The sequence below is a fragment of the Bacillus sp. FSL M8-0350 genome, from assembly GCF_038593345.1.
GTDB lineage: Bacteria > Bacillota > Bacilli > Bacillales > Bacillaceae > Bacillus > Bacillus safensis.
Map to the genome: position 1 here is coordinate 368,470 of NZ_CP151985.1, position 14,603 is coordinate 383,072.

General features: G+C 45.8%; 2 protein-coding genes. Both read left to right on the plus strand.

All coding sequences use genetic code 11. The features are described 5' to 3' along the window. Positions 1-8 precede the first annotated feature (8 nt). Positions 9-10,709 (plus strand): amino acid adenylation domain-containing protein, encoded by a 10,701-nt coding sequence (locus tag NSS80_RS01910; protein WP_342498397.1) that lies wholly within the window; start codon positions 9-11, stop codon positions 10,707-10,709. 43 nt (positions 10,710-10,752) lie between these two features. Continuing rightward, positions 10,753-14,586, plus strand: coding sequence for an amino acid adenylation domain-containing protein (locus NSS80_RS01915; RefSeq protein WP_317222230.1), 3,834 nt, complete (start codon positions 10,753-10,755; stop codon positions 14,584-14,586). Positions 14,587-14,603 lie beyond the last annotated feature (17 nt).

Genomic DNA, 14,603 nt, shown 5'->3' on the forward strand with positions numbered 1-14,603 from the left:
GTGGACTTATGAGCAAGCAGAAAATTCAAAAGGTATATCCTTTAACACCAATGCAAGAGGGCATGCTGTATCATGCCATGCTAGACCCTAATTCCTCCTCTTATTTCACACAGCTTGAGCTTGGAATAAGCGGAGATTTTGATCTCGATCTTTTTGAAAAGAGTCTCAATGAACTCGTACGGACATATGACATTCTGCGTACAGCCTTTGTTTATCAGCAATTACAAAAGCCTCGTCAGGTTGTACTGGCTGAACGTCATATAGATGTGTATAGAGAAGATCTATCTCATCTGAATCATCAAGAGCAGAAAAAGGTATTGGATCAATATAAAAAGCAAGTGAGAAAGCAAGGATTTCACTTAACGAATGATCTGTTGTTGAAAGTCGCTGTTTTTCAATTAAATGAAACAAACTGGCACCTGATTTGGAGCAACCATCACATTATTATGGATGGTTGGTCCATGGGTGTGTTGATGAAAAAACTGTTTCATTACTATGAATCTTATCGGAACGGCCGAACACCGGATCGCTCACAAGGTAAGCCTTATGCGGACTATATCCAGTGGCTTGGAAAGCAAAACAAACAAGAAGCGGAAGACTATTGGAAGGAGCGGCTGGATGGTGCTGTTCAGCACCAAGGGCTGCTGCAGCAAAAAGAAGCGAACGGACAATATGATCATCGGGAATGGACGTTTACATGGGACGCTCAAACGGTACAAGCCATTCAAGATGCGGCAAGACAATGCCAAGTGACAGCACCGAACCTTTTTCAGGCTGTCTGGTCCGTTCTTTTAGGCACCTATCATGCAGCAGATGATGTCACATTCGGAACAGTCGTATCAGGCAGACCTCCAAGTGTGTCTGGGATTGAGCGGATGGCAGGGCTGTTTATCAATACGATACCTGTTCGGGTGACATTGGATCAGGAGCAGACCTTTAAACAGCTGTTTCAAACGGTTCAGCAGCATGCATTGGAAGCGGAAAACTATGATTTTATGCCGCTTTATGACATTCAGCAGAAAACAGCTGCTGGAGGAAAGCTCTTTGATCATTTGGTTGGATTTGAAAACTATCCTTTAGATCAAGAGCTGTCTGGTGACACCATGTCTGCACGTCTCGGTTTTGCCATTGATGTAAAGGACGGATTTGAACAAACGAATTTCGATCTCAATGTTCTTGTCTATCCGGGTGAAACGTGGACATTGACATTCAAATACAATGCGATGGCTTTTGAAGAAAAGGTCATTGAAAACATATCCAAACATCTGACCAACCTCATGAAGCAAATCATTCACAATCCTGACGTACGTCTTCATGAAGTGACATGTATTACAGAAGAAGAAAAGCAGCAAATTGAAGCATGGAACCAGACGGAGCGAGATTATCCGAAGCATCTGTCCATTCCTGAGCTGCTCGATGAACGTATCAAAGCGCAGCCTGACCATCCGGCATTAGTCGAAGGCGAGCGAACATTCACATACGAAGAGCTTGGACAGGAAATCCGTCGTTTAGCCAGCAGTCTTGTTAAAAACGGCGTTCAGCCGGGGGATGCTGTGGCGGTATATATGAACCGGTCAGCAGATGCGGTGATCTCTATTTTGGCCATTTTACATGCAGGGGCTGCTTATGTACCGATTGATCCTGCTCAGCCTGAGGAGAGAATCCGTTGGATGCTTGAAGACAGCGATGTATCCATTTTGCTCTATGCTGACAGCCAGCCGCCAGTTGATGAAAGCATCAAAGCTGTTTGTGTGACCGGCTTGTCTCATCACTCACAAGCGGAGTTATCAGTCGAGACGTCTCCATCTCAATTGGCATATATCATGTTCACATCGGGATCAACTGGACGGCCAAAAGGAGTTCAAATTGAGCATCAGCATATTGTGAGGTTAGCATGCTCTCAGGAAAAAATAGGGTTGAAAACGTCGGATCGTATGGCGCATACAGGAGCTGTCAGCTTTGATGCGATTACCCTTGAAATCTTCACTACGCTTCTGAATGGGGCGACGCTTTATCCTGTTGACCGTGATACTTTATTGGATATTCACCGATTTGAACAATTTATCCAAACACATCAGATCACAGCGCTCTTTTTAACGACTGGTTTATTTAATCAGCTCGCTCAGCAGCGGCCGCAAATGTTCAAAGGGTTAAAAACATTATTCACCGGCGGTGATGTGATCAATGTGAAAAGTGCGGAGCTTGTGAAAAAGCATCATCCATCAATTACCTTGCTGAATGTCTATGGCCCAACTGAAAATACAACCATTTCGACCATTTACGAAGTAAGAGGAGATGAAATGGGCCCGATCCCAATTGGTCAGCCGATCAATCATACGTCAGCTTATATTTTAGATGACTATCAAAGACTTCAGCCAATTGGAGCCCCAGGAGAGCTGTATGTGGGCGGAGATGGTGTTTCAAGAGGGTACATCAAACGTCCAGATTTGACTGATCAAGTATTCATGGCAGATCCTTTTAAGCCGTCAGGACGGATGTATCGAACGGGGGACTTGGCTAGATATGGTGCAGATGGTCAGATTGAATTCCTCGGCCGTGCCGATGATCAGGTGAAAATTCGTGGTTTCCGTATTGAGCTTGGTGAAATTGAATCAGTGCTTCACCAAGAAGTGGGCATAGATGAAGCAGTTGTACTTGTTCAGCAGCTTTCTTCAGATGAAAAGGAAATCATCGCTTACTTCACAGGGACACTGACAGAAGAAGAGGTAAGAGATGTATTCAATCAAAAACTGCCAGCTTATATGGTGCCGCACCATGTGATGAAGCTGGATACCTTTGCACTGACATCGAACGGGAAGGTAGATCGAAAAGCTTTACCAAAGCCTGACGAAGTGCATCGCGAGGAAATCAAAATCATTCTGCCTGAGACCGAGACAGAAAAGGCACTCGCTGACATTTGGGAGGAGCTTCTTGGGAAAACGATTGGGATAGACGAGCATTTCTTTATGGCTGGCGGGCACTCACTCAAGGCGATGATGATGTCTGCGAAGGTTCAAGAAGTGCTTCAAAAGGAAGTGCCGATTCAAGTGATTTTCGAGAAGCCGACGATTCGCTCATTAGCGGCTTACATCGATCAGGATGGTCAAGAAGAAGCCGGACATCCTATTTTGCCAGCAGAGCAGGCGGACGAATATCCGGTATCACCAGCCCAGCGCCGTTTATATATTTTGCAGACACTTGAACCTGACAGCACGAATTATCATATTCCGATCGTCTTAACGCTTGAAGGAACACTCGAATATCAGCGGCTCAAATCAGCATTTAATCAGTTAATCCAAACACATGAAATTTTAAGAACGAGCTTTCATATGAACGGGGAAGACATTGTCCAAAGGGTGCATGAATGGACTGAATTTGACCTTCCTGTTCATGACATCAAGGAAGAAGAGGCGGAGGCATTTCTTACAGAACGTCAATCGCCATTTGATTTAACAGCAGCACCCCTTTTGCGAGCTCAGCTGCTGAAAGTCAGTGAGAATCGTCATCTTCTCGCCTTAGAAGCACATCATCTCATTACAGATGGCAGCTCCATGAAGACATTCATTCAAGATTTGGCGAAGGCCTACGATGGGGAAGCTCTTGCTGAACGAGCCCTTCATTATAAAGATTACGCTGTCTGGCAGCTAAGTGAAGAAGAAACGGAGAAACAGAAGGAGCATGAAGCGTATTGGCTGAAGCAATTTGAAGGAGATTTACCGGTTTTAGAGCTGCCAACTGATTATCCTCGTCCAGCAGAACGTGATTTTACTGGAGAACGATTCATGTTTGGCTGTGATCAAGCAACGACTCAGCGCATTCATGAACTGCTTCAGAAAACCGATACGACCATGTATATGTTCTTGTTATCTGCCTTTCAAGTGCTTCTTGCCTCCTATAGCGGGCAGGAAGATATCATTGTGGGTTCGCCTGTTGCTGGACGGACACACCCTGATATCCAGGACATGCCGGGGATGTTTATCAACACCATTGCGATGCGCGGAAAACCAGAACAAACCAAAACATTTTTACAGCTGCTTGAAGAAATAAAAGAAACAAGTGTTGACGCTTTTGCACATCAAAGCTATCCGCTCGAAGAGTTAATTGCATATCTTCCATTAGACCGTGATACAACTCGGAGCCCGCTTTTTAGCGTGTCATTTAACATGCAGAACATGGAGGTACCGGCGCTAAAGCTCGGCGATCTGCACATTTCGCCTTATGCCATTCAGCATCACTCGGTCAAATTTGATCTATCTTTAGAAGCATTTGAACGCGAGGGAGCATTAAAGCTGAGCTTTGACTATGCAGCGGCGTTATTTAAAGAAGAGACCGTCCGCCGGTTCGGAACTCACTTCCTGGCGATTATTCGTGAGGCGGTTCGTCATCCAGAGGAACAGATCGGCTTGCTCCATATACTGGATCAGCATGAACAAATAGAGCGTCTGGAGAAAAAAACCGAAGGACAAACATATCGTCATGAGCCATTCCATGTCCAATTTTCACGTCAGGCGAAGGAAACACCGGATGCTATCGCCGTCATGGATGATCAAAGAAAACTCACCTATCGCGAGCTTGAGGATATGTCATATGCACTTAGCTGTGAGCTTAAGAAACGAGGCGTCGAGAAGGAACAAACTGTGGCACTGATCCTTGACCGCTCTGTCTATGTCATCGTCTCCATGCTTGGTGTGATGAAAGCAGGAGGAGCGTTTGTCCCGATTGATCCGGCCTTTCCGGCTGAACGAATCCGCTACACATTAGAGGATTCAGGTGCACAAGTCATCGTGACAAATGAGTCTCTAGCAGATTCCTATCAAAATCATAAGTCGATTCAAGTGGTGCAGGTTGAACAAGCAGTGCATCAAAGTCATCCACTAGAATTGCCGGAAGTATCGGTTGATCAGCTTGCTTATGTCATTTACACATCTGGGACAACAGGGAAGCCGAAGGGTGTACAGCTCACACATCGTAATCTATCACACTATGTCAGCTGGCTGAAAAATGAGGTGACATTGCAGGAATGTGATCGGACGGCACTGCTTTCTTCTTATGCATATGATCTTGGTTACACAAGCATTTTCCCTGTTTTAAAAGCAGGGGGGACACTCTATGTTCCTCGTGAAGACGTGTATACAGACCCTGTACGTCTGATGCGGTTGATTGATGAACAAGAGCTGACTTATATCAAAATGACACCATCCTTATTTCATATGATGGCAGATTCTAAGGAACATTCATTTAATGCTTTACGCCTGGTGGTACTTGGAGGAGAACCGGTGATCCCTGAGGATGTTGAAACATTTATGATGCAGCATCCATGCGTGGCAGTAATGAACCATTACGGTCCGACTGAGACAACCATTGGTACAGTGACCAAGCTGATCACACCGCAAGAGCTGGACGCTTTGAAGGAACGATCTTTGATCGGACAGCCAATTGCTCACACAAGAGCGCTCGTATGCAATCAGCAGCAGCGGCTTGTCCCTTATGGCGCGCCGGGAGAGCTTTATATATCTGGAGAAGGCGTGTCGAGAGGATATTTGAATCAGCCTGAATTAACAGCAGAACGTTTTCTTGAAAATCCATATGATCCTCAAGAGAGAATGTATCGCACAGGGGATTTGGTCAGACAGCATGCAAATGGAGATATTGAGTTTCTTGGACGAGTCGACGATCAAGTGAAAATCCGCGGCTATCGCATTGAGAAACAGGAAATTGAGCATGCCGCACGTGCACTGGCATCTATTCAAGAAGTCTATGTAAAAGTCCTGCACCTGTCCGGGTTGCCGGAGCTTGCACTCTATTACACAGCGACTGAACACATTGGAACACTGACGTTTAGAGAAAATCTTGCGGAGACACTGCCGGATTATATGATTCCAACATACTTTGTGAAAGTCGATTACATTCCACTTACCCAAAACGGAAAGGTGGATGCGAAGTCTCTGCCGCTTCCGCATGAGGTGCATATGAACCGTACGGCGCATGTGGCACCAGAAACGGAACTTGAGCGGGCGCTGTGTGACATTTGGTCAGAAGTTCTTGGGGTTGAACAAATAGGTGTTCTTGACCACTTCTTTGAATTGGGAGGTCATTCCCTCAAGGGCATGGTGCTCATTTCGAAGGTGCAAGCAAAGCTGAACAAGCATGTGCCGCTCAAAGTCCTTTTTGAAAAACCGACCATACGGGCAATGGCAGCCTACTTGGAAGAAACGGATTCTTCGGTGGTGACATCCATTCAGCCGGCGGAAAAGCAAGATTTCTATCCCGTTTCTTCTGCTCAAAAACGGATGTATGTCCTGCAGCAGCTGCATCCAGAAGCAGTCACTTATCATATGCCAGCCGTTTTAATGATGGAAGGCAGTCTTGATGTAAAGCAGCTGGAAGCAGCGCTTCAAGCCTTGATCGACAGACATGAATCACTTCGGACAGCCTTTGTAGAAATTGACGGCGTACCCGTTCAAAAAGTCTATCGCCAAGTACCGTTTACATTAGAGGTTGATGAAATAGAGGGCGATCAGGAGCAGTCTGTCGTCGAGTCATTCATTACACCATTCTCATTACATCAAGCACCATTAATGAGGGCAAAAGTGGCGAAGCTTTCTGATGAGAAATATGTATTCATGATGGATATGCACCATATCATTGCAGATGGTGTCACACGCAGCCTGCTAATTCAAGAACTCGCAGAGCTGTATGAGAAAAAGACGTTACCGCCAGTTCAGCTGCATTACAAGGATTTTGCGGTATGGCAGCAGGAAGAAAAGCAGCAGGCGCTGCTTGAGAAACAGCGGCAGTATTGGCTGGAGCAATATGCACAGCCGCCGGAAGACTTAGCACTGCCCCTTGATTTTCCGCGTCCTCAAGTTCAGTCATTTGAAGGAGGGCGAGTCGATAGATGGTTGTCTGCTGAAAAGGTGCAGTCCATCAAAACGCTCATGGCGGAAAAAGGTGTGAGCTTGAACATGGTGATGCAAACGGCATTTGCCATTTTCCTTTCCAAGTTAACTGGGCAGACAGATATCGTCATAGGCGCTGTGACCGCAGGACGTACGCATGCTTCGATCGAACGGGTTCCAGGCATGTTTGTCAATACACTGGCTCTTCGAAACGAAGTGCAGCCAGAAGAAACGACAGCGCAGCTGCTTGAAAAAATGAAAGATCGCAGCCTGTCAGCCTATGAACATCAAGAATTCCCGTTTGAGGAATTGGTGGCTCAGTTAGATCTTCCGAAAGACACGAGCCGCAATCCATTGTTTAGTGTCATGCTGACAACAGATGACCGTGACCTGACGTTACCGAATTTGAATGGACTCAAGCTGTCGCAAAAGCAGCAAGATACCGTTCATGCAAAATTTGATATAACGCTCGGTGTATTTGAAGAAAATGACCAAGTGGGCTTGCGCTTTGAGTATGCGGCGGCCCTGTTTAAAAAGAGCACCATTCAGCGCTGGAGCATGTATATTGAAAAAATCATAGACGATATGCTGGCTAAGCTGAATCAGCCAATTTCAGCGCTATCTCTCATAACTGAAGAGGAAAAACGAGAGCTGATCAATGAATGGTCAGGACCTGCCCTAGACGTCCCGTTAGATCAAACCGTTCATGCCCTGATTGAGGCTAAGGCGCTTGAAGCACCGCACCAAAAAGCGGCAACCTTCTGCGGAACGAGCTGGACGTATGATGAGCTGAACCATCGGGCGAATACAGTCGCTTCAAGACTTATCGCAAACGGCACAAAACCAGGAGACCGCGTCGGTATTCTCACCCGCCCATCTCTTGATATGACAGCCGCTGTCCTTGGTGTCCTCAAGGCAGGTGCGGCATTTGTTCCGATTGATGCAGATTATCCAGCGCAGCGTATTGCCTACATGCTGGAAGACTGCGGGGCAGAGGTACTTCTAATGCAAAAGGGACTTACTGCACCATCTTCCTTTACAGGTCAATTGCTGTTCATAGAAGATGCCGTAGAAGGAGAAGCTCACGAGATTCAGGTTCATATCAAACCAACGGATCTCGCTTATATGATTTACACCTCTGGGACGACGGGACAGCCGAAGGGTGTCATGGTCGAGCACCAGTCCCTTGTGAATCTTGCGTTCTGGCACAATGATGCCTTCCAAGTGACACACGAGGATCGAACTGCGAAATATGCCGGCTTTGGCTTTGACGCCTCCATTTGGGAGATGTTCCCGACGTGGATCGCCGGTGCAGAGCTGCACATTATCGACGAAGCGATTCGCCTCGATATGATCAAGCTCAATGCTTATTTCAATGAAAAAGGCATCACCATTGCCTTCCTGCCAACGCAGTTATGCGAGCAGTTTATGTCAATGGACAACCATTCTCTGCGTTATTTACTAACAGGCGGAGACAAGCTGAAACAGGTAAAGCCGGTTCCATACAAACTAGTGAATAACTACGGTCCGACTGAAAATACAGTCGTAGCGACAAGTGGAATGATCGATCCAGAAAAAGGCACGCTTCCGATAGGAACAGCCATTGCCAATACACGTTTTTACATCATGGGTTCTTTATACGACCTGTCGCCGCCAGGCGTACCTGGTGAGCTCGTCATTGCAGGAAAAGGGCTAGCTAGAGGCTACTGGAATCTTCCAGAGGAAACAGACAAACGATTTGTCCCAGATCCATTTTATCCAGGCGAGCGCATGTATCGCACAGGGGATTTAGTGAAATGGACAGAGGATGGCGAGCTGATCTATCTCGGCAGAATAGACCATCAGGTCAACATTCGGGGCTTCCGGATTGAACTGTCAGAAATTGAAGCGCAGCTCCTGACGCTGGATTCGGTCAAAGAAGCCGTCGTGACAACGGTCAAAGATGCGGGTGATCAGGACGCCCTTGCCGCTTACGTGATCACGAAGAACGATACAGATACAGAGAACTTAAAAGAAAGCCTAAAACGCACGTTACCAGAATACATGGTGCCATCATGGATCATAAAACTAGATCAATTTCCAATGACGGCCAATGGAAAAGTCGATCTCAAAGCATTGCCAGCACCTGATATCGAAGCGAACCAAACGGTATACGAAGCGCCAAGAGATGAAGTGGAAACGCTGCTTTGCGGCATTTGGGAAGATGTCCTTGGCGTCAGCCAAGTCGGCATTCACGATCACTTCTTCTTCCTTGGCGGAGATTCCATTAAAGGCATCCAAATGGCAAGTAGACTCACGCAAGCAGGCTGGAAGCTCGATATGAAACTTCTATTCCAGTACCCAACGATTGCGGAGCTTCGTCCATATATTGAAGAAGCCGATCTTCTCACAGCCGACCAATCACCTGTCGAAGGAGAAGTCATTTTAACACCGATTCAACGCTGGTTCTTTGAACGAGCATTCAGCGATCAGCACCATTGGAATCTCTCGATGATGCTTCATGCACCAAATGGATTTGACCTTTCCATTACAGAACAAGTCATGCAAAAACTGCTTTCACATCATGATGCACTGCGTATGGTATACAAGCAGGAACATGGCGGCATCCTGCAATACAACCAGCGGGAGCTCATGGAACCGCTGGCGATTATTTCTCATGATGTCTCAAAAGAGCACGACGTGAAAAAGGCTGTTTCCACATATGCCAATGAGTATCAGCGTCAGCTGAACCTCGAAACAGGTCCTTTAATGAAAGTGATTTGTTTCCATGCAGAAGATGGCGATCATTTACTCATCGTGACACACCATTTAGTCATTGACGGTGTCTCATGCCGGATTTTACTAGAGGACTTTATGTCTCTATATCAGCAGGCAGTTCAGGGACAAAAGCTTGTCCTGCCGCTGAAAACTCATTCCTTTAAAGAATGGGCAGAGGCCATTGAACGTTATGCACAGTCACAGCCTTTAAAAAGTCAGCAGGAGTATTGGGCAGAAATTGAAAGCAAACCATTAACCGCATTACCTGTGGATCATGAAGTGACGAAAAGAAAAGTTGCCGAAACCAAATCGGTTCAAATGCAGCTGACAGAAACAGAAACTGAACATCTTTTGACCGATATTCATCTGCCGTACACTACGGAAATGAACGATATTCTTTTATGTGCTCTCGGTCTTGCTGTTCAAGAGTGGACAGGTGAGTCCCATGTACATGTGCAGCTTGAAGGTCATGGTAGAGAGGATATTTTATCAGGGCTGGATGTCTCTCGCACAATTGGCTGGTTTACGAGTATGTATCCAGTTGTTCTTGAAGCGAAGCCGGATCAGACCATAGCTGATGCTATTAAAGGAACGAAAGAAATGCTGCGGCGTGTGCCAAATAAAGGAATCGGCTATGGGATCTTAAAATACATGACAGCCGCTGAACCGTCAGGGCAGCACGTACATCCTGAAATCAGCTTGAACTATCTTGGACAGATTGATCAGGAAGTGACGACAGAACTCTTTGGGCCGTCGACTTATGATATGGGACGACAGGCAAGCCCTGATTCGGAAGCTGTTTATAAGCTGAACCTTAGTGGTCTTGTTCAACAAAATCGATTCATTTTATCTTGTTCCTATTGTGCAAGTGAATATGAAGAACAGACGATACAGCAGTTCATGGCATTGTTGAAGGGGAAAATTCAATCCATCATCACTCATTGCTTAGCGCAGCAAGAACGGGAATTTACGCCAAGTGACTTCTCTGCGGCTGACCTTGAAATGGATGAAATGGACGACATTTTTGACATGCTTGAGGAGAAATTGACTTAACAACACGAGATGAATCATAAAAAAGGAAGGGAGGATGAAATAGATGAGTCAATTTAAAAGGGATCAAGTTCAAGACATGTATTATCTGTCACCGATGCAAGAAGGAATGCTGTTTCATACCCTCCATCATCAAGAAAAGGGCTTTTATGTAGAGCAAATGGATATGAACGTTAAGGGCACACTGCGTTATGACTTACTTGAGAAAAGCATGAATATCATCGTGGAGCGGTACGATATTTTTCGTACCGTGTTTCTCCACGAAAAAGTAAAGCGCCCTGTCCAAGTTGTACTAAAAGAACGTCCTTTTACACTTGATGTTGTGGACTTGCAAGATCTTTCTGAAGACGAACAGTTTGAACGTATAGATAAATTCAAACAACAGGATCAGCTGAGAGGATTTGACCTCTCGAAGGATTCTCTCATGCGGGCATCTGTTTTCCAAACGGGCCCTGCCAGCTATCGCTGGATATGGAGCTATCATCATATCCTTCTGGATGGCTGGTGCTTTGGACTTGTGGTACAGGAGTTATTTGCGATTTATCATGCACTTTTACATGACGTCCCTTACAAGTTAACGCCGGTCAAACCATATAAAGAATATATAAAGTGGCTGGAAAAACAAGATAAGCAAGCATCACTTCAATATTGGCAGCAATCATTAGCGGGGTTTGATGGACAATCGACCTTTAAAGAGCAGCGGAAACAGACGAATGAACATGAATTAGGCGAAATTGAATGGTCCATGAGCAAAGAAGAAACGGCCGCTTTATCAGAGTTAGCGCTGCAGCAAAATGCGACGTTAAGCAGTGCGCTTCAATCAGTCTGGTCGGTTCTGCTGAGCAGGTATCAGCGGTCAAATGATGTGCTGTTTGGAACAGTTGTGTCAGGACGTCCGGCAGATTTGGCTGGCGTTGACAGGATGGTTGGGTTGTTCATCAATGTCATCCCAAGAAGAATTCAGCTGACAGATCACATGACATTTCGTGCGCTCCTGTCAGAAACACAGCAGCAGTCTCTTGCTGCCGAGCCGCACCAATATATTCCGATTTATGATATTCAGGCAAAGACAGGTCAGCAGCAGCTCATTGATCATATTGTTGTGTTTGAAAATGTCCCAGCCGCAAAGAAGGACGAGCAAGAAGCACGATTAGGGTTCACGGTGGAGGACATGAATGTCTATGAAAAATCAAACTATGATCTCAATCTGCTCGCATCGCCTGGAGAAGAATTACTATTGAAGCTGGCCTTTAACCAAAGAGCGTTTGATCCTCAATTTGTTCATAAGTTAAAGGAACAGCTCAGCCTATTGATACATGAGGCGGTCAAGCATCCCGATCAATCGGTTCATACACTCCCATTCGTCACAAAACAGGAAAAACAGCTGATTCTTGAGGAATGGAATGCACCTGAGCTTGAGCATGACCAGCTGTATTTATCGAAATGGTTTGAGCATAATGTCCGCAAACAGCCAAATGCAGTGGCGCTATCAGCAGAAGAGCAAACGATGACATATGCTGAACTGAATGAACAGGCCAATCGATTGGCACGACATTTGCAAAAAAATGGAGCCGAACATCAAACGGTCATCGCCATTTTAGCCGATCGAACGCCTGAACTCATTGTCAGTCTGCTTGCTGTCTTAAAAGCAGGCGCAGCCTATGTGCCAATTGATCCCGACTATCCAGAAAGCCGCATTCAATACATGCTTAAAGACAGCGGAGCGACGCATCTTCTGACTCACTCATCTTTTATTGGTCAGGCGAAGGGACTTGGGTTTGCTGGCACGTATCTGTTTGCAGATGATCAGGAGATTTCACTAATGAGCTCAGAGAATCTGCCGCTAGAAGCAGGTTTACACGATACGGCATATATCATGTATACATCAGGCACAACGGGTCAGCCAAAAGGCATCATGACAACCCATTCCAATATTGCCCGGGTGGTCAAAAATACGAACTACTTAACCATTTCAGAAACAGATACACTACTGTCGCTATCCAACAGCGTATTTGATGGCTTTACCTTTGATGTATACGGTGCACTTTTAAACGGAGCAAAGCTTGTCCTGCCGAAAAAAGAAACCATTTTAGATATGCATGAGCTGACGGAGCTGATTAAAAGAGAAAGCATTTCTGTCATGTTTGTTCCAACTGCTTTATTTAATCTTCTTATTGATGAAGAAACCGATTGGATGCGCAGTGTGCGCAAGGTGCTGTTCGGAGGTGAGCGTGCATCTGTACAGCATGTGAGAAAAGCCTTTGATGTCATGGGGAAAGGCAGACTAATCAATGTCTACGGCCCAACTGAATCAACGGTTTTCGCCACCTATTATCCTGTAGATGAAGCTCCTCCGATCGAAGCGCATTCTATTCCAATCGGAAAGCCGATTAACCAAACGGGTGCTTATATATTGAGCCAGCACGGACAGCTTCAGCCGATTGGAATGGTTGGAGAACTTTGTCTCAGCGGCAAAGGGCTTGCGAAGGGGTATTTGAATCGTCCTGATCTGACAAAAGAAGCCTTTATCACACATCCATTTGCTGCGGGAGAAAGGCTGTATCGTACGGGTGATTTGGCTTATTTTCGAGCAGACGGTCTGATTGAGTATGCAGGCAGAGTGGACGATCAGGTGAAAATTCGCGGCCACCGAATTGAGCTGACAGAAATTGAAGCCCACCTTCTCATGCATCCGGGCGTAAAGCAAGCTGCTCTTATGACGGATCAGCATGGCTCGCAGCATACAAGACTGCTCGCCTATATGACGTGTGAGGAGGAGTGGAAAGACAAAGTTGATGTGATCAAGTCAGGGCTGAAGGAGAAACTTCCGGCTTACATGCAGCCTCATGAGCTGATCAGACTTGAGAAAATGCCGTTGACACCAAACGGAAAGATTGATAAACGTCAGCTGCCAAAGCCGGAGGCGCCTCAAGGAAACCGCCATGTGAAGCTTCCGGCCAATGAGATAGAACAAAAACTGCTTGTCATGTGGCGTGAAGTACTTGAACGAAATGATATTAGTACAGATGACCATTTCTTTGAGCTTGGCGGACATTCTTTAAAAGCGATGTCACTTTTATCAAAGGTGTCGAAGGAATTCGATGTTCAGGTGCCTATTCACTTGCTGTTTGAGACGCCGACAATTGAAGCCATCAGCCGTTATATTCAACAGCAGGATCAAGAAGCGGCCGGCTATCTTGTATTCAATGAATCTCAAACGCCAACAGTCTTTGCTCTTCCGCCATTACCGGGCTACGGCTTTATCTATCAGGAAGCTGCCAAAACGCTTGATAGCGTTCGTTTGATCGCCTTTGACTTTATTGAAGCTGATCAACGCATGACGCAATACGTTCAGCATATTCAGCACCTTCAGCCTGAAGGACCGCTGACTTTGATGGGCTACTCTGGCGGGTGCTATCTGGCCTTTGAGATCGTTCAATCGCTTGAACAAGCAGGACGGACGGTGGAAAAGGTCATCATGATCGATTCCTATAAGAAAATTGGTGAAAGTGATTTAGAAGGACGATCCATTGATGACGATATCGCAGCGATTGTCCATCAATCAAAGCAAAGTGAACTTGCCCAAGAAGAGCTCGTTCAAGAAGCGCTTGCTCAAAAAGCGCGGGCCTATTATGAAACATTTGTTAAGGGGGTGAATCAAGGAAAGATACAAGCAGATATTGATTTCATCCAATCAGAAGAGCAAATTGAGATTCCAGACTGGATGGGTCATTGGGAAGATGCGACGACCGGTGCTTATCGCTATTATCAAGGCTATGGTCAACATGCTGACATGTTCAAAAACAAAGAATGTGCAGCTCAAAATGCCCAGCTGATCCAAAAGATCGTCAATCAAAAAAATAGAGAAGCCGTTTTGTAAACTTTAGATCAGGCAGG